The 18,524-nt window shown below is 65.7% G+C and carries 13 protein-coding genes; 1 reads left to right on the top strand and 12 read right to left on the bottom strand.

Features of this window, described 5'->3' with window-relative positions; all coding sequences use genetic code 11:
- Positions 1–244: 244 nt before the first annotated feature.
- The 10 genes from KHF85_RS00305 to KHF85_RS00260 form a co-directional block, all read right to left on the bottom strand.
- Positions 245–1,426: a GGDEF domain-containing protein gene (locus KHF85_RS00305; protein ID WP_284568071.1), complete on the bottom strand. Its 1,182-nt coding sequence runs from the start codon at positions 1,424–1,426 to the stop codon at positions 245–247.
- A 258-nt stretch (positions 1,427–1,684) separates the two neighbouring features.
- Positions 1,685–3,148, bottom strand: a complete 1,464-nt coding sequence (locus tag KHF85_RS00300; protein ID WP_284568070.1) for a PepSY-associated TM helix domain-containing protein — start codon at positions 3,146–3,148, stop codon at positions 1,685–1,687.
- A 151-nt stretch (positions 3,149–3,299) separates the two neighbouring features.
- On the bottom strand, positions 3,300–3,500 hold the full coding sequence (locus KHF85_RS00295) for a hypothetical protein (RefSeq protein WP_284568069.1): 201 nt from the start codon (positions 3,498–3,500) through the stop codon (positions 3,300–3,302).
- Positions 3,501–3,769: 269 nt separating this feature from the next.
- Entirely contained in the window at positions 3,770–4,696 is a 927-nt protein-coding gene (locus KHF85_RS00290; RefSeq protein ID WP_284566813.1) for an IS110 family RNA-guided transposase, read from the bottom strand.
- A gap of 323 nt (positions 4,697–5,019) precedes the next feature.
- Positions 5,020–7,419 (bottom strand): TonB-dependent receptor, encoded by a 2,400-nt coding sequence (locus KHF85_RS00285; protein WP_284568068.1) that lies wholly within the window; start codon positions 7,417–7,419, stop codon positions 5,020–5,022.
- A 212-nt stretch (positions 7,420–7,631) separates the two neighbouring features.
- Positions 7,632–8,042, bottom strand: coding sequence for a hypothetical protein (locus KHF85_RS00280; protein WP_284568067.1), 411 nt, complete (start codon positions 8,040–8,042; stop codon positions 7,632–7,634).
- 178 nt (positions 8,043–8,220) lie between these two features.
- Positions 8,221–8,796 (bottom strand): hypothetical protein, encoded by a 576-nt coding sequence (locus KHF85_RS00275; RefSeq protein ID WP_284568066.1) that lies wholly within the window; start codon positions 8,794–8,796, stop codon positions 8,221–8,223.
- Positions 8,797–8,865: 69 nt separating this feature from the next.
- Positions 8,866–9,261, bottom strand: a complete 396-nt coding sequence (locus tag KHF85_RS00270; protein WP_284568065.1) for a VOC family protein — start codon at positions 9,259–9,261, stop codon at positions 8,866–8,868.
- Positions 9,258–9,479 (bottom strand): hypothetical protein, encoded by a 222-nt coding sequence (locus tag KHF85_RS00265; protein WP_284568064.1) that lies wholly within the window; start codon positions 9,477–9,479, stop codon positions 9,258–9,260. The genes KHF85_RS00270 and KHF85_RS00265 overlap by 4 nt, the downstream gene beginning before the upstream one ends.
- 128 nt (positions 9,480–9,607) lie before the next feature.
- Entirely contained in the window at positions 9,608–10,267 is a 660-nt protein-coding gene (locus KHF85_RS00260; protein WP_284568063.1) for an epoxyqueuosine reductase QueH, read from the bottom strand.
- 793 nt (positions 10,268–11,060) lie between these two features.
- Between KHF85_RS00260 and KHF85_RS00255 the strand changes: the two genes are divergently transcribed.
- Positions 11,061–12,446 carry a type III secretion system effector protein gene (locus KHF85_RS00255; RefSeq protein WP_284568062.1) on the top strand — a complete coding sequence of 462 codons (1,386 nt, stop codon included), beginning with the start codon at positions 11,061–11,063 and terminating at the stop codon, positions 12,444–12,446.
- Positions 12,447–13,116: 670 nt separating this feature from the next.
- Here KHF85_RS00255 and xopX read toward each other — a convergent pair.
- Positions 13,117–15,189, bottom strand: a complete 2,073-nt coding sequence (gene xopX, locus KHF85_RS00250; RefSeq protein ID WP_409976633.1) for a XopX family type III secretion system effector — start codon at positions 15,187–15,189, stop codon at positions 13,117–13,119.
- Between the two features lie 744 nt (positions 15,190–15,933).
- Positions 15,934–18,504, bottom strand: coding sequence for an XVIPCD domain-containing protein (locus tag KHF85_RS00245; RefSeq protein ID WP_284568060.1), 2,571 nt, complete (start codon positions 18,502–18,504; stop codon positions 15,934–15,936).
- Between the last annotated feature and the right edge of the window lie 20 nt (positions 18,505–18,524).

The raw sequence follows: 18,524 nt of genomic DNA, 5'->3' as shown, positions 1-18,524 counted from the left end.
GGACGACCACGCCGTGTTTCCGCGCATTGGCAAGCGGTCGCGGCAGTGACTTCATCCCGATAGACGCCACGGCGCGGCTTCGCGCGAGATGGCGCCGCTATTTTGTGGGAGCGACTCCCACAACGTTCATTGAACTGAGAGGAAAACCGCTCCCGCCTGCATATGGGGCCGCAACGACTGCTCATCGGCTGGCGCACAGGCCAGCATCGCCATGCGCGTCCAGTCCGCGTCGACCACCGGCGCGCTACCAGCCGGTGTCCTCGGCCAGCACCACCTGATTGCCGCCGCCGATGCGCGCGCGCTGCAGTTGCGCTTCGGCGCGTTGCATCAGCGTGGCGGCGGTGTCGGTGGGCGTGGCAAGCAGGGCGCCGACGCTGACACTCACCTGTTCGTTGGCCATGTCGGCGTGCGCGATCGCCAGCAGCTCGACCATGTCGCGCAAGGCCGGCGCCACCTGGCGCAGGTGCGCGCCGCTGGCGTCGTACAGCACCAGCGCGAAGCGGTCGGCGTCGATGCGCATGGTCACGTCCATCGGCCGCAGCAGGCATTGCAGCACCTCGGCCACGTCCACCACCGCGCGATCGGCCTCGCGCGGGCCATAGCGCTGCACGAACGCGGCGTATCCATCCAGTTCGACCAGGATCAAGGCCAGTCCGCGCTGCAGGCGCCGGGTCTCGGCCAGCGCCACCGCCAGATGTTCGTCGAAGCGGCGGCGATCGCCCAGGCCGGTGAGCGCGTCGCGCAAGGCCTCGTCGTCGCGCACCCGGCGCTGCAGAAACCCCTCGCGGCGCGAATGCTCGCGCAGATAGCCGCCGACCGCGCCGATCGGCACCGCCGCCCACAGCAACCACTGCAGGCGCAGATAGGCCTCGCGCGCCGCGCCGTCCAGCAACAGGTGCGCGGCCGCGGCGCTGATCGCACACAGGGTCAGCGCCACCGCCACGCTCTGCCACAACGCCAGGCCCAGCGGGAAGAAGCCGGCGACGATCACCAGGGTCATCACCGCAGCGGCATAGCGCAGTTCCTGCGGCGGATAGCCGATGCTCGACAGCACCAGCCCGGTGCCGCCGACAAGCAGCAACAGCGCCGCCCGGCCCGGCCCATGCGCATGCGCGCGATGGATCGCCACCGCCACCCACAGCAGCGCCAGCAAGGTGGCCGCGCGCACCGCCACCGCATAGCCGACCAGCCCGGTGCTGCCCGACCAACCGAAATGCAACGCATCCCAGGCCAGCAACGCCAGCGCGATCAGCACCCCGAGCGAGGCCGCCACGCGTTGCGCGAAGCCCATCGTGGATGCGGTGTAGCGGCGATACACCCGTTCCAGCGGCGGGTCGAAGCGCAGCGCGGCAAAGCCGTGATGCAGTTGCCTGGCGTAGTCCTCACCGGACAGCGCATCCGGCGGCCCTTCGTAGCGTTGGTGCATGCAATCCCCTGTACGCGGCAGCGTGGAACAGAACGCGGCGGCTATCACACAATTCACCGCACAACGCTCAGCGCCAACGCTGCAGACTTCGACTTCGGCGTACATGAGAAGTCAATGGCGCGCAATTGTCCACTTTTGTCCACCGCGCATGCGCGCGATGCGCAGCGCATGCCAGCGACAGGATGCAGCGTGGACACGCCACGGCTGGCATGCGACAACGCGTGCCGCCGGTGGCCGCAGCGGCCCGTGCGACGGCGCTCAGGTCTTCGCCGGCAACGCCCAGACGCTGTTGGGATCGCCGTTGCGGCCACGCCGATGGGTCGCGCGCGCCATCTGCCAGTACGCCCAGGCCAGGGCCAAGGCGCAGCCATCCACCGCCAGCAGCAGCGTGCTGCTCCACGGGGCCACCCAGCCGTCGGCGCCGCGCAGCGCGGCCAGCGGCACCAACGCGTTGAGCACGGCGCAGGCCAGCAGCAGTTCGTACGCGCCGCGCGCGGTCGGACGCAGCAGCGCCCAGGCCACGCCCAGCCCGAACACGGCGTAGTACACGACACGCTCCTGCCCCGGCGGCAACAGCCGCGCAGCGACGAACAGCGCCGACACGCCGGCCACGCAGCCCAGGCAGAGGCCGACGGTCAGCCGCGCCATCGCGTGCGTGCGCCACGGCTGCGCCTGCTGGCGTCGCTTGCGCCGCGCCTCCACCCACAGCAGATTGCCGGTGTAGAACAGGAACGCGCCGCCCAAGCCGAGCAGGAAATACAGCCAGCGCAGCGGCGCGCCGCCGAAGTTGGCGTAGTGCAGCGCCTGCAGCCCGCGCAACGACGCCACGCCGGGCGCCATGGTCTGCGGCGCCAGCACCCGCAGCACCTTGCCGGTGGCCGCTTCCATGGCCACGCCGGCCAGCGTGTTGAGCCGGCGCTGCGGCGGCTGGCCATAGATTTCCACACGCGCATTGGCATCGCCGGCGTCGTGGAAGGACAGGCTGTCCGGCGCGAAGCCCGGACTGGCCGCGCGCGCCCGCGCCAGCAGGTCGGCCACCGGCAGCAGCGGCGCCTTGATGTGCGCCGGCAGCAGCACGCCCAGTGCCAGCACCGCGCCGGACCAGGCGAAGATCGCGTGGAACGGCAGCGACAGCATGCCGATCACGTTGCGCGCGTCCTGCCACAGGCGCTTGACGTTGCGCCCGGCGCGCAGCGCGAACAGGCCCTTCAGGAACACCGGCGCATACAGCACCACACCGCTGACCAGGGCCAGGCCATAGAAGATGCAGACCACGCCGGACAGGTAGGTGCACAAGGTGCGCGGCAAGCCGCCGGTGAAATGCAGGTCGTACAGGAACCCGACGAAACCGCTGCGTTGCGGCAGTGGCAGCGGTTGCCCGTCGGCGCCGGGCTGGAACTGCACCGTGCCGCCGAACGGCTGCGCCGGCGGCCCGAACGCATACAGCCGCGGCGGCGCGCCGTGCTCGTCCGGCAAGGTCAGGGTGAACGATTCGGCCAGCGCCGGGTAGCGCGCCAGCACCGCGTCGGCCAGTGCCTGCGCCGCCTGTTCCGTTGCCTGCGCCGGCGGCGCGACCGCGGCGGCCCGGCGCGGCCAGCCGCCGAGTTCGTGGGTGAACACGGTGATCGCGCCGACGTAGAAGGCGATGAACAAGGCCATGCCGGCGAACAGGCCCATCCAGCTGTGGGCGGACAGGAACTGGCGCAGGGACGCCGCCTTCATGCCGTCACCTGTACCAGGCTCAGCAGCGCGCCGGCCATGCGCAGCGCGCGCGCAGGCGCTGGTGCGCGGTGGCCAGGTAGAACGCAAGCGCCGCCAACGGCGCGGCGAGCAGGTACAGGGCAGTGGTCAGCGCGTGCATGGCCAGGGTGGATTACCAGCGCGCTTCGAAGCCGATGCCGACCACGCGCGGTGCGCCGAGGAGGGCGACCGGCTGGTCCGACCAGCGGTACTGGGTGGATTGCCGGTCGAGCAGGTTGTTGGCGAACAGCCACGCGCTCCAGTCCAGCACGCTGCTGGTGGTGTCCTGCAGCGTGCGTGCGCGCTTCTCGCCGGTGACGAGGACGCGGTCCACGGTGGTGGGATCGGCGACATCCGCCTCGGCGGCCGGCGCAGGCGCTGGAGCATGCAAGGCCAGAACCGCTGCGACGGAAACAGATGAGGGCAACCCATGGACGCGCACGCGCATCGCTCCGTGAAAGAAAATCGAACGGAGGCATGCGACGGCTGTGCCTGGCTGCCGGACCCGGCAGCGCTGGGCGCGGACTTTAACAGAGCGTGAAGATGGCGGCTACAGGAAGAGGGGGAGTGGCAGGTCGCTCCCGTGTAGGAGCAACTGTCTTCTCATCCGATAACCTCACGCCATGGTGTGCGATCTCGTGCCATGGCGTTGAGTCGGATAAGCAGCACGCGCATGCATGCGGTGATGGCGACCTTGGCGGGCTTGCCGCGTGCCCGTAACTGTTGATAACGCTCCTTGAAGGAGGCTTGAGTGCGCACAACGCTCCAACAGGCCATGTACAGCACTCGTCGGATCGTGGCACGCCCGCCGCGGATGCGGCGTTTGCCGCAGTGCTGCCCGCTGTCCACGTTGTAGGGAGCCAGGCCGACCAGGGCCGCGATCTGGCGACGATCCAGCGTCCCCAGTTCGGGCAGATAGGCCATCAGGCTGGCGGTGGTGACCTCGCCGATGCCCGGGACCGTGCCCAGGGCGTGCGCCAGCGCATCGTCGAGCTGGCACCGCACCTGCTTGATCGCCTGGTTCATCCGCTGGATACGGCGGCGCACGTCGCCGATCTGCTCGATCAGGCACGCGCGCACCATGGCCAGGGTCGCCTGATGCAAGCGACGGCGCTCGTCGTCACGTTGCTGGACCAGTTGCTCGCGGCGCTGGACCAGCATGCGCAGTTGCTCACGCAAGGGATCGGGAGCCGGCGCGGGCGCTTGCACCAGGTGAGCCATGCGCGCCAGCAAGGCCGCATCCAGCGGATCGGTCTTGGCGGTTGTGCCCAAGGCCGTGGCGAAAGCGCGTGCCCGGCGCGGATTGATCCGGGTCACCGGGATCCCTGCCGTGGCCAGTGCCGTCATCACCGCCCGTTCGTAGCCGCCGGTGGCCTCCAGCAGCGCGTTGCCGACGCAGTGCCCGGCAAGGTGGTCGCACAGGCGCTGGTGGCCCTGGGCGGTATTGGGAAAGGACAGCAACTGGTCCAGGGGAAGCACGTGGACGGCCAAGGTGTCCTTGGCCACATCGATACCGATCCAAAGAGGCATAAGCGTTAGGTAGACTGGGGGACAGGAGAGAGCCACCTCGTCGCTGCCCACGCTTGTGAAGTTCGAGCGAACGCTCGTTCAACTGTTCGGGCTAGGCAACGAGGTCGATGTGCGGCCGCCCTGGCTCCTACACGTGCTTGAACACTACGGCCTGTCGGCGTGCCGCACATCGCTCTCCACTCAAACTGTAGAGCAATCTCCAGACACAAGCGGCTTCAGCCGCGACCAGGCGTTACCGGTAACGCCCGGTCGCGGCTGAAGCCGCTCCTACAGGGAGTGCGCAGGCCCCTGCCGGAGCCCGCGCGAACCTCAGCGCTAGGCGATCAATGCCAGTGCACGTCGAGCGACAGGCCGACGATGCGCGGTTCGTTGTACACCGCCGCCATGTAGTTCTCGATCACGCCCTTGAGGTTCTTCTCGTTGGTGATGTTGCGCGCGAACGCCGCCACTTCCCACGCGCCGTAGTCGCCGCTGTAGCCCAGCTTCAGACCGCCTTCGAAGCTGCCCTTGGAATTGAACTCGGTCGAGTCGTACAGCACGAAGCTGGTCTTGCCCTGCTTGTTCCAGTCGGTGGCCACGAAGAACGCGCCGCCGTCGGCGACCGGGATGTCGTAGCGCGCGGCCAGGTTGACGTTGTAGGTGGGCGCGTTCGGCAGCGGATTGCCATTGATCTGGGCGAAGGTGTTGGCGCCAACCTTGAGCGTCGGATCGTTCACCGTGCACACCACCACGCCGTTCAGCGCGCACACCTGCGCGTACACGCGCGTGTCCTGGATCTCGCTGTGCAGCAGGCTCAGGCCGTCGCTCAGCGACAGGTTCGGGATCGGGCGCCAGTCCAGGTCGGCTTCCATGCCGTAGGCCTTGGCCTTGTCGGCATTGAACAGCACGCCGTTGCCGTTGGAGTCGTTGCCGTTGAGCTGGATGTCCTCGACCGTGTAGGTGAAGCCGGTGACGTTCAGGCGCAGGCGGTTATCGAACAGGCTGCTCTTGATGCCCGCTTCCCACGACAGGATGGTTTCCGAATCGGCGGTGGTGAAGTCCGAATTGAACACCGCCGAACGGCCCTGGATGGTCGGGCCGCGGAAGCCGCGGGCGACCTTCGCATACACGCTGACGTTGTCGTCGAGCGCGTACATCGCGCTGAAATCCCAGCTCGGCTGGGTGTCGGCCATGCGCACGTCGCGGCGGCCGCGGTAGGTGACCACGCCGGCGGCAGTGTCGGCGGTCTTGAGCAGCCTGGTTTCCTTGCTGTCGCGGGTCTGGCGCACGCCCGCGGTCAGGGTCAGCGCATCGGTGGCCTTGTAGGTCAGCTGGCCGAACCCGGCCCAGGAGGTGTTGCTGTTGCGCAGGCGCACCCAGTTGTTCGGATTGCGCGCGGCGGTCTGCAGGAAATAGGCGCGCTGGTAGAAATCGGTGGTGTCCTTGCCGTCGAAGTAGAACGCGCCGGCTTGCCACTGCAGCGCCGCGTCGCCTTCGCTGGCCAGGCGCAGCTCCTGCGTGTACTGGTCCAGGTCGCGCACCTGGCCCATCGACTGGCCGTAGCCGTTGGCCACGCCGTTGACCGGATAATTCGCCGCCGCGCCGCCGTCTGTATCGCCGCGGCTGTAGCCGGAGGTGGTTTCGTAGGCGCTGATCGAGGTCAGCGACACGCCACCGAAGTCGTACACCGCCTTGAGCGAGCCGCCGTGGGTCGTGTACGCCTGCGGATTGTCGTGCGCCTCGTCGTAGGCCACTTGGTCGCGCGGCACATCGACCTTGTTGGAGCCCTTGGTGACCGCATTGCGCAGGAACAGGGTAGAGGTGCCGTCGTAGTCGCGGGTATGCGCCGAGGCCAGCAACGAGAAGTTCTCGCTCGGCTTGAGCAGCAACTGCAGGCGCGCGTTGCGGTCGTCGTAGCCGCCCATCGCGTCCTTCTTCGGCGTCACCGTGCCGTCGGCGCTGGGGCCGCTGTAGGTGTTGTCCACCCAGTCGTCGCGGTGCTGATACAGCGCCGACACGCGGAACGACAGCACGTCGTTGATCGGCCCGCCGAAGCCGCAGTCGAGCGAGGTGGTGCCATAGCTGCCGTAGCTGGCGCTGAGCCGGCCGCTGTAGTCGGCACTGGGCTTGATGCTGTCGAACTTGACGATACCGGCGGTGGTGTTGCGGCCGAACAGCGACCCCTGCGGCCCGCGCAGCACTTCCACCTGGTCCAGGTCATAGACCGGATTGGACTTCAGCACCACGTGCTCCAGCACCACGTCGTCCTGGATGATCGACACCGGCTGCGAGGCGCCGAGGTAGAAATCGATGTTGCCCAGGCCGCGGATGTAGAAGCGCGGGAAGATGCGCCCGGTGGTGGTCTCGGCGTAGAAACTGGGCACCCGCCCGGACAGCGCCAGCAACGTATCGTCGCCGCCGGCGGTGTAGTTGCGCATCGCATCGCCCTGCACCACGCCGACCGACACCGGGACGTCCTGCAGATTCTGCTCGCGGTACTCGGCGGTGACGGTGACGGTGTCCAGCGAGGTCGCCGCAGCGCCCGACGCCGCCGCATTGCGCGTGGCTTGCGGCGCGGTGCCGACCAGCGATGGCGACGCATCCTGCGCGACGGCCGCGGTGGCGGCCGAGGCCAACAACAGGCCGGCGCAGGCCTGCGCCAGGCGGTTGCGGACCGGAGCGCCAGCCAGACGCGACGAGCGCACGGCCGAGCGGCGCGCGCAAACAGGGGGATGCAGCAACATGGCGATTCCTTTGGGGCGCTGGATGACGATTCCGTTCCGCTTGCGCAGCAGCTGGCGACGGCGCGCCATGATATGGCGCAGCGCGGCACGATATGTCATCCATGTTGCAACTCCGTGGCATCGCCGACATGCGCGCGATCGCATGCACGGGAAGCTCGGTCCCCGCCAGCCGGCGGGTCTGTGCCTGCGGCAGCGCCGCGTGCAGCGCCGCGTCAGTCGCTATCGATCCCGATCACCGTCAACCGCAGATTGGGGGAGCCTTCCCCCGCTGCGACCTCGGACAGCATGCCGGTGACGCGCACGATCTGCCCGGCGCCTTCCTCTTCCAGATGCGCCGCCTGGTCCTTGCTCAGCGCCAGGCGCAGGCGGCGCACATCCTCATGGCGCGGCGCCTGTCCGGCGGGCGACGCCGCCACGCACACCGGCGTCGGCAGCATCAGCACCTCGCTGGCGCCATCGGACGCCGCGGCAGCGCCGACCGGCGCTGCTCCCGCACGCCGCTCCAGCTTGCCGGACAGCGTGACCTTGATCGGGCCATACGGCAGGCAGTGCTTCTGCGCCTGCGCCAATGGCGCCGCGCCGAACAACAGACAGGCAAGCAACGACACGGTGCGCAACGACATTCGGTTTATCCGTGGACGGCAGAGGCGGGCAAGGATACGGGAGCTGCATGACCGCTGCGCGTTGCCGAAGCGATCTTGACGATCAGTGCAACGTTTGCCGCCATCTGCAATCCAATGACGCTTGCGGCGCACACGCCACAGGCCTAGTCATGAGGACGGCAAGCGCCATCGCTTGGCATCAATCGGCCCGCATCGGCGAAAGTTTTTTACCACACGTAGGACAGAAAGCATCGCTTGCCGATACGTCGTGGCCGTCACGACAACGCTGCCGCAGCAGCAGACGCGGGTTGCGGTATGCCGAGTAGAAGATCGCGAAGGCTGCGCCATAGAAGACCAACCAATGTCCGGAGAATGCACGGATGACGGAAGCATCATTGACGTTTTTCAGGTGATCCTGCGATTGGTTGGTCGCGATGAACCAGAGGAAGTTCGCAAGGGCATAAGCGGCTAGTGCGTATCCCGCATAGCGCATCCATGGCGGGCAACCGGACAATACCGTTCTCCAGTAGTCGCGTTGTGGTCTTCCGCGATTGGCGCGCTTGGCCACCAGCACCGCAGGAATCCATACCACGACGATGCCGATGTGCAGCGACCATACCAGCGCGCCGCCGGGAACGTGAAGTGCGAACAGGGAGGCGACGTGCACGCCGATGCTCAGCAGCAGCCCGGCCGCCGCCAATGCCATGAACGGGAGAAGGAGGACTGCCATCATGTGCTCCTGATCGATGTCCTGCGGCCAGGTCGGCCGCGCCAAGCAGCTTGGTCCGAACGCATTGCCCAACGGTGAAATGATACCGCGAAGCGGCGCCGGCACTGCAACGCGTCAGGTCGCGATGACCCGGACCTGTACGACATTGCCTTCCGGATCATGGCCATCCAGGTGCAGTTGCTCGCGCCAGCGCCACGCCGACGCGAGCGGCTTGAGGGCGCCGCCACAGGACTCGGCGGCGGACCGTGCCTGCTCCAGGCTCTCCACCAGGAACGCGCATTTGATTGGCGTCTCGGTTCTGACGTGGAGCGGCCCAGGTGCGGGAGTTTGTGTCCTGTCGCCCGCCATGCGGACCACCGCTATTTCGTAGTGGCCATTCCCCACCACCACGAAAGCGTCGTCCTGTTCCACAAGCTCAAGCGAGAGCGTCTTCCTGTAGAACTCCGCGACCCGCTCGATGTTCCTGGCGTAGATCACGGTGAGGGCATGGACGGGATGGGAGGTGCTCATGCAATCGGCTCCGGTTCGAAGGCTTGGTTGGGCAGCGCCTGGCCGTAGCATGGACAGAATCGCGCAAACGCATCCTGCGCATTGATCGACCAACACCCGTCCTCGCCCGTGAACATTTCGAACGCGAATCGGACCTCGGCGTCGGGATGCGTCGCAGCGGCGATCATCCCTTCCAGCGTCAGCTTGAGCGCCGCATCATTGTCGATGCGAGCGCGCATGCGCGACATCGTCTGTCGAGCGGCAAGGCAGGTTTCGCCGGTCCTCATGCGCTAGCCTTTCGTTGCACTGCATGCAGGAAGATGTCCGGCATTCTGCCGGCAAGCCCGGCATCGCCCAGCGCGGCGCTTCACGTCTCCGGCTCTTGCTCGCCGTAGAATTTCAAGCCCAGGCGGATGCGGTCGCGGCCCTGCGCGCGGCGGTGCCGGTTGCTGTCGCGTAGCGAATAGACGCACCCGCAGTATTCCTGCTGATAGAAATTTTCGCGCTTGCTGATCTCGATCATGCGCGCGCTTCCGCCGCCCTTGCGCCAGTTGTAGTCCCAGTACACCAGGTCCTGGTAAGGCGCTGCGGCACGGTGGCCGCAGTCGTTGATCTGCTGCATGTTCTTCCAGCGCGAGATGCCCAGCGAACTGGTCATCACCGTAAAACCGTGCTCGTGCGCGTACAAGGCCGTGCGCTCGAAGCGCATGTCGAAGCACATCGTGCAGCGGATGCCGCGCTCCGGCTCGTTCTCCATGCCCTTGGCGCGGGCGAACCAGTTCTCGGTGTCGTAGTCGGCATCGATGAAGGGCACGCCGTGCTTCTCGGCGAAGCGGATGTTCTCCTGCTTGCGCAGTTCGTATTCCTTCAGCGGGTGGATGTTGGGGTTGTAGAAGAAGACCGTATAGGCGATCCCCGAGGCCACGAACGCCTCCATCAGCTCCCCGGAACATGGCGCGCAGCACGAGTGCAGCAGCAGGCGTTCGCCGCCGTTGGGCAAGGTCAGCGTCTCTGGCGATCGGTTCATGGGCTAGCTCCTGCGATGGTTCGGGCGGACTCGGTTCCGCGCCGCGTCGGCGATCTCACGGACCAGGCGGACCTTGGCCCACGGCTGCGCCTCGGTCAACCTAGTGCCTTGCCCGGTGGACGCCAAACCACGTCGCGTGTTCAGGCATGAACGCTCCAAGGCGGGAGCGGGAGGTCGGCCCGGTCGCGCCGCCCCATCCTCCGCGATGGCTGCCATGGAACTACGCTCGGCAAGTCTACAAAAAAGCGGCACCAAGTCGAAGGGTGGTTGCGGCGATCGGAGCGATTTCGCGGGAATTTTAGCCCATGCGATCAGCTCGACCTGGTTTTTTGCGTCGTCTCATGCCTCGCGCGCGTCGCAGATGCAGGGCGCAAATGTGAACAGACCTGAAGCGGGCGCAGGCCGAAGTTCCGCAACCCGGTTGCGATGTTGCGCGAAGCGTTTGTTCGCTTATCCGTTTGCGATTGCGCCGAGCGGCGTGGCGGCGCGCGCCCTGCATTGCACCATTTCGCCATTGGTTGATGGACGCCTCATGGACTCTCGTATCAATCGCCCGACGGGAACCGCGGGTTCGCCCCCCCGTGTAAATCACGATCGACAGCCGCAAAGTGCCCCTGTCGCTCTGCCCCCCGCGCAAGGTGGCGACCCTCGGCTGGAGGGACTGCCGCCGCGCAGAAGCGCGCCCGGTGGCGCGGCGTCGCCTCCGCGCAAGCGCGCAACGCCGCCCGCAGCGAGTTCCACGCCAATGCCCCCTGCCGCATCGGCGGCGCACGCAGATCGCCCCGAGCGGGACATGTTCTCGATCGTCAGACAGCTGTCGTTCCTGTCGACCGACCGCGATGCGGGCAACGTTCCCGCAGCATCGGCGGTGTCCGGGAATGGCGTGGTTTTCTCGCGCTCGAAGCAAACGCTGGGCGGCAGCGACGTCGGCATGGTCGCCACCATCGACGGCCAGGAGCATCTCGTCAAAACCGGAATCTCGCGTAGCCTGCTCGGTCAGGCGGTGACCTGTTGCGTGAAGGGGCAGGTCGATCAGGCGAACAGACGCCTTGGCTATATCGTCGATGGCGCGGCCAGGCTCTTGAAGGGCGACCCTACGCAGGAGAACCAGAAACCACTACTGGAACAGGCGTTCCATGCCTTTCTGCAGACGGAGAAGGGCAAGGAACTCGCGGAAAAAGCGAAGACGGAGGCGTTGGACATCGCCGATGTCGGCGACATTCATGCAAGCCTTGTTGACGCAGAACCTCGATTGAGGAATACGCTCGGTGTGCCGGTATTGTTCGACGTCATCAACGTGGCAGCCGGGCAACAATTGGTCAACGCATTGCAAGGCACTTACCTGCCGAAGCAGCACATGCCGGATTCGTCGCTGCTGGCCGTGCAGAACAATGCATTGATCGCGTCCCGGCTCATCGCCGATGCCAAGCCGCTGGATGCGTTCCTGACCGAGCCCTTTCTTCCGCCCGGCGTTTCGCTCAAGGACGCCAAGCGCGCCGCCGCGCTCCTCAAGGACACGGCGGCCGCGGGCAGCGCGGATTCGGATGACCGCGCGCGCGCGCAAGCGCTGATCGCGGAGATCAACGACCCCGCCAATCTTGATGCGGGCAAGCAAGCGTTGAAGGAAATGCTGGTACAGAAGGGACTGGATGGCCTGTTCGTTTCGCTGCTGGCCAGATTCACCCTTGGCGAATCTTCCGATCTTGGCCCGGACAACATGCTGGTCGTGCCTGGCGAAGACGGCCGCAACAAGGCCGTCAGCATCGACGTCACCGGATTCCGCTACGCGCGGGAGAACGATGCGCCGGCAGGTCCGCGGGATCCGCCACGGCATGGCTGGGGAAAGGTCATCGACACTCCCGCGCTCGCGCTGGATGTGCTGCTCGACGGTAGCGTGATGAACAGCCGTTATGCGAAAGGCCTGGATTCGGTCCACGCGGCCGTCGTCGACTGCCTGCGCGGCGCGCTGCGCGAGAACGCCACGCCGGAAGCGCAAACGGTCAAGCACTGGTATGCCGCGCTCGATGTCCACGCGTCGACCGCATCGCTACGTGCGTTGCATCGAGGCTTGGGCGGCATCGCCGCATCCCCATGGATGCCGGATGCCGGCTTGGTGGACCAGGTATTGCAGCGCAATGCCGACTTTATCAACGATATCGTGCATAGAGCCCGGACCTGATCGGGGCCAGGCTGCGAGGCGACGCAGCCTGACGCGATCCGGTCGTCATTGCGCCGCGATGCGCGCCTGTGCACGCGATCGCCACACTGCAATGACCGCATACGGTCCCAGGACCAACAAGGCCGCGGCCACGAAGCCAGACTGATCGAACCCGGTTTTGCGAAGGCGTCTGCATCGCTCATCGGCGATGCCGGAGAGGATCTCTACGGCGCGTTGGCGATCGCAACCGGAACTTCGATGTGAGCCGTCCGCCAAGCGCTCGGCCGGCACGCCGCGTTGAGCGTACCGGCCGGCACTTCAGGACAAACGGGCCGGAGGAAAGGCGTATTTGAAACCGATACGTCCTCTGGTCCTTTTATTTGCCCTGGTCCTTTTATTTTCGATGTTCCACGCATTGCGCCAGCTGTGTCACCGCATGCCAGCCAAGACATGCGCTCTGTAATCTAACACGTGGGGAAATCTCAGCCTCTGGCCCCTTTGTTGGGCCCCGGTCGGTGATGCACCATCGTCGGGAAAACCTCGGCAGTAGGCAGCTCCTGCGAAATGGTGCGTTTTGATCGGAAGCGGTTGAGTTCGATGGCCCCCCACATACGCCGTGACAGCACCAGGCCACGCACCGATACCGGCGTTGCCGCCCTTGTGGCGACGGCATCGCCCAGCGCGCAAGCGCTCAGTCGGCGCGCGGCCGGTGCGCACTGCTCGCCGCCACCTGCTCGGGCGCAGCGGATTGGTCGTCCTCTTCGATCTCGGTGATGATGACGCTGCTGTGCGGCGCCTGCGCACCGGCATCTTGCACCGCCTGCGCGATGTTCTCGCCGACGATTCTTGCGTAAGCGTCCTGCTGCTCCGGGGACAATTCTTCCAGGTATCGTGCGGTGCTCTCCAAGTGTTCCTGCATTTCCTCGGGAGAGTCAGGTGCGCCTGTCGAGAGTGCGGTTCCGTCGGGGCCGGTGCATAGACGCTTCAGGCCGCTTCCTGCCATGCTCATCCCGCTTCCTGCCATTTTCATCGCCAGTTCTGCGCTGCGGGCGATCGGGCCCGGCATCGTCACCGCCATCAGCGACATGATGACGCCGGCATAGAACTGCGAATTGGGCGAGGACTCGATCAGGCTCTTGTCGGCGAACGTCTTGGACAATTTCTCGGCGCCCAGCGCAAGCGCGATGACCATGCTGCCGCCGCACATGCCCTTGAAACGCTCCATTGCATCCTGCCGAGTGGCCTGCTTGTTCCATGCCGATTGCCCCATCACCGCGCTCACGATGCAGGTGTCGCTGAGCAGATTGATCGTACCCAACCGATCCGGCTGGACGAGGTAGATGGTCGAGCCGGTCACCGCGGTGGCCAGTAGCGTCAATGCCAACTTGGAGGAGAAATCCTGGTTGCGGATTTCGCGCGGCAGACTCGGCGTCTGGTTGCCATCGAGCTGCAGTACGCTGGCGAGCCGTTTGCTGCACGCGTCCAGCGTTTCCAGCAGATGCGTGCATTGCATATTCACCGTTCTGGTGAGTTCCTTGCCTCCGTCCTCACCGACGAAGCTGCGGCGCGCCTGCTGAAAGGCGTCGCAGGAAGCGTCCAGTTGTCCGCGGATTTCCAGCAACTGTCCGCGCAGCGCATCATTGATCTGGGCAGGCGTCAGGCGGGCACGCAGTTGCTTCGCCTGGTTGTTCAGACCCACCGCATCCGCTGTGGCTGCCCCCAGGCGCGCGCCTTTGTCCAGCATGCTGTTGCCGAGTTTGCTGAGGCTGTTCCACAGGAAGGGGGTCAGCATGATGGCCGTGAAGGTCACCGAAAGGCCTGCGCCATACCCCATATTGTTGCTGACCGCCTCGGCTTGCTTGCGCAACGCCGGGTCGCCGAATTTCTTCGGAAGTTCGGTGGTGAGGAACAGCGTGTTGATCAGCACGTTGTAGAGATGCCCTTCGTTGGCCTCGCGGCCCAGCTGGCCTCCTCCGACGAGCGGAAAGGGCAGGCCGTCGGCGGTGGGACGCAAGGCCGAGGCGGACAGCGCGAGAACGCCCTTGGTGGCAGTGGACATCGTGAAGGCGAAGGTTTTTGCCTGCTTGCCCATCAGCGGACTGGGAACCACGACCGGCCAGAAATTGACGAGATTGGCGATCGATTTCAAGACGCGCGAACTGACCGGTGTGGCGTGATCGAGCGGCTGCAGGGCGTCCATGACGGCCTTGATGTCGCTTTGCAACTGCTTGCGCTGATGGGTTCCCAGCCCTTCTGCATGTTCGATGAGTTCGCCGAGTTCCTGCATTTGCTGTCGACAGGACGACAAGGTATGCGGTGTCATTCTTTCCGGATCCTCGCCTTTCATGACCGCCAGGAACGCCGGATCGTCCGCATGCATCTGCAGCATCGTGCGCAGGTCGGAGAGCGACCAGAGATTGGATGCGGCTGTCGAGAGCGCAGTGGACGCTCGCTTAACGCCGCTTGTCAGCGCAGCGCTCGCGCGCGTGGCGAGCGTTGCCGGCGCGGACGTGGGGGCGGTGTCCTCTAGCGAGCTCGGTTGCGATTCAAGCAAGAGGTCATCGGTCGTAGAGGAGCGCATGGAGGCCGCAGCCGATGGGCTGGAGCGGCTGCGTGGGGGGAGCGCTGACAAGGCCGGGTCGACCGGCGTCGCTGCCGGCGATGCTGCCGGCGATGAGGGGGATTCAACTGTCACGACTGCTTCTTTATCCGAAGGCGCGTGCGTTGGGGCTGAGGAAGAGGGGCCTGCGGCCTGTGGTTTCATTTGGTCACCATCAATGGTCCGGGGAGAGGGGAGATACCAGCCGACATGTCTGGCTGGTTTAGCTAATGTGAACAAACATGTGCGGCCGGTCTTGCGGGGCGCGAAATAGTGTGCTGCCAGCAGAACTTCGAGGCGCACTGTCATTGCGTTGTCATTGTTTTATGGCGTAGCGATCCGGCGGCAGCCAACGGCGTGCATACGAGCGCGAAGGGCCGCGACTGAGCCGGCGGGCCGGCGGCTACGGCCACGCGCGCCAGTTCAGGCGGATGCGGCGGGTGCGGCGTCGGCAACGCAGCGTGCTGGGCCGGGTGATCCGGGACATCGGACGCAAGCGGGAGACCCTGGAAGACAGCGCCCGGCCATCGCTGCAGGTGGTTGGAGCGGACCGAGCGGATCTGGCGCCAGCGGCGCAAGGACACGCGCAAGCGGTATGCCTTGCACGCCTAGGAGGCGCAGTGCATCGGCAACAAGGGGGCCAAACACAGGAGCCGGAGGCTGAAGCCCCCCGACTTTAGTTCTTATCAATCAATAATTTGCAGCGGACTGAGTTAGCAAAAGCGCGTGCATGGCGCAATCTTCGTGGTTGCCACCAGTGAGGACCGCAGACCATGCGCGCGGGCCAGGTAGTGCAAAAATGCGATGCTCAGCGTTTGATGGTCGATACGGCTTGCCAACATCGTCAGCGCATCTGAATAGGCATCGCCTACGACGGACTGCATAAGCAGCCCAACTCGCGACCAATGACTACATCGTCATCTTTGGTCCTTGCTCGCGTTGCTGGGTCTGTTGCTGGGTTTGCTCCAGCGCCTGCTGGCGCACCTGGTCCTGCCTGATGACCTCTGCCTGCACCAGGTTCTGCTCCGCCGGCTGCTGCGCCGCCTCCCGCCCATCGACGCGGGCGTGGAAGAACGGCAGCTTGTCGCCAAACGGCGCGTAGACCGCGAGCACGTTCTCCGCCCCGTCTTTGCCCAGCGCGCCGGTCACCCGGTCCACCCGCTCCTCGGCCTGTTGCTTGTAGAGCGCAGCGGTGACGTTCCGGCTCTCCTCTTCGTTCCAGTTCCCCGTTCCGCTGACCCAAGAATGGATAGTCTGGTAGGTGGAATGGTCCGGATGCGCGGGGTTGTCGGCCAGCACCGGGCCCGGCGCATCCTTTTCTTGAGCCGGTTCGGTTTCCTGGCCTTTGCTGCGCCCTGGCGCGGTCACCGATACCGCGCCCAGCGTCGGCAGGTGAGCCATGGCCGGCTTGCCCAGCTCGGCCTTGGCTTGGCGCAACTCTTCTGAAGTGGTCACCGCAACCTGGTGTGCCACCCCGTCTTGGCCGACTTGGTAGTGAACGACTGCGCTGTCGTAGCCGTATTGCCCCTGCTCGTTCGGCTGCAGCTGCTGCATTGTCGGGCCGGTGAGGCCTGCGGCCTGTTGCGTGCGCTGGGTGGCGCGTTCCACCGCCTGCAGGTTGTTTTCCTGGGCGTTGAGGTCGATGCCGGCGGCGCGATAGCGGTGCAGAAGTTCGTTGTGTTCCATTTGTGCGGCCGTCGGCGCGGGACGCGCTTCGATGGCCGCCAGGGTTTCCTGGGCGCGCTGCAGCGAGGGCTGGCGCATCTGCTTGGTCAGCTCCAACTCCACCGCCAGATTACCCGTCGCCATCCCGTCCCTGCCCGCCCACTGCCCCTCAGCCGTGCCTTGGTAGAGCTGACCGTCATGTCCCTGCACGCGATCCTGCCTGGCCTGCGCATTCTCCACTGCAGCCGGCACACCCACACCGTAGTCCTGCCCGCGCTGCGCGGCATGGCTTTCCAGATAGGCCTGGGCGATGGCCTCACGGCCGGTGGCGATGTTGTTCTCGATACGCGCCAGGGCTTCCTGGTTCAGGCGCTGCGCCTGCTCCGGGCTGGCGGTCTGCGGCTCGTAGACGCCGTGGTCGTTGGCACCCGACACACCGGTTTTGACCTGGCGCTCCCAGGACTCGGTGGCCGGATTGCGCTGCCAGTTCTGGTTGTCGAGGCCCGTCCGGTCGCCGGCCTGGGCCGGGAGGTTGAACGGATCCTGCGGCGGGGGCGCCTTGCCCAGCGCGAACTCGGCGGCCTTGGCATTCGCCATGGCACCCAATTCCTGAGATTTGATGTAGCTGGCTTCCACAGGTGCCTGTGTGGGGCTGTCGCGTCCATCGGGCGCGCGGTCGAACGCGCCTTGGCGCTCCCAATCCCGCCCGTTGAACTGCCAGTCCACGCCGGCCCGATCGGTCTGATGGAAGATGTCGCGGTTCTCTTTGAGGTCAACGGCCTTGTCGAAGGCCTTGCTCATCAAGATGGCGTCGCCCACCACCAGGGCCGAAGGCACGAACCCACTGCTGCTGCCCAGCGCGGCCGCGGTGGCCGCACCGCCGGCCCAGCCGCCGGCATTGCGTGCAATGGCATGATCGACCTCCGACTGCGCGGCCGTGGTGTTGCCCTGCTCCATCAACGCCGAGGCGGTGCGCGCGGTCATGACAGCATCCGCGCCCGTGGCCAGCAATCCGCCGGCACGGGTCAGGCCGCGGGCGGATGCCTCGCCCATCAACAATTGCATGGCGACTTCGCCACGCTGTCCGCGGGGCACACGAAGGTTGCGTGCGGCTTCCTCACCCAGGGTCTGCTCGACCTTGAGGATGCCCTGCTCGGACAAAATCACGCGACCATCGTGATGGGCATTGGCGATGGCGAGCGACAAGCCATTGCGCTGAAGTTCGATGTCACCGCCCCGAACGATGGCGGTGTTGCTGACTTGGATTTGATTAAGCGTGGTAACGATGCGCGACTCGGAATGCGCGACGGCCCCCCAGCCGTGGTCCACCCCAGTAAAGTCCTTCAGGGCCTCGATTTGTTGGACATGGCTTTGGTAGTAGGCAGGGACATCCCGAAAGAACTGACGGACGCGCTGGGTCGTTTGTGCCGGGAGTTCCCCTACTGGAGTGTTGGTGTTCAAGTCCCCGTTGATCAGCCCGACCTTGACCGTGTCTCGCAACTGTTCTACGCGCTTGGTCACCCTGTCGATTGCATCAGGGTCGCCTATCAAAGCAGCTTGACCGTCTCGCGTCGATTGGATGCGATTCAACCGTTCAAGCATGCCCTTCTGGTATTCCGCTAAAGGGCCGCCACTGTGTGGCGTCACCCCAAGCGCGTCAGCAAGCTGAGGACTAGCCGGCAGAAACAAACGGTTTTCAGAGGCATGGATATGAAACTTCCCAACCTCTTGCAACTTTGCCAACAACTCGCTGTTCTTCAGCGTCTGCTGTTCGATGTTGTGATGGTCTTGGAAAAGCGTCGGATAATTAGGCATTTCTCAGCATCCATTCCCTG

Source organism: Xanthomonas graminis pv. graminis (assembly GCF_030168915.1).
Lineage (GTDB): Bacteria > Pseudomonadota > Gammaproteobacteria > Xanthomonadales > Xanthomonadaceae > Xanthomonas_A > Xanthomonas_A translucens.
The sequence above is the reverse complement of the archived record's forward strand: the minus strand, read 5'-3'. Positions and strand labels throughout refer to the sequence as shown.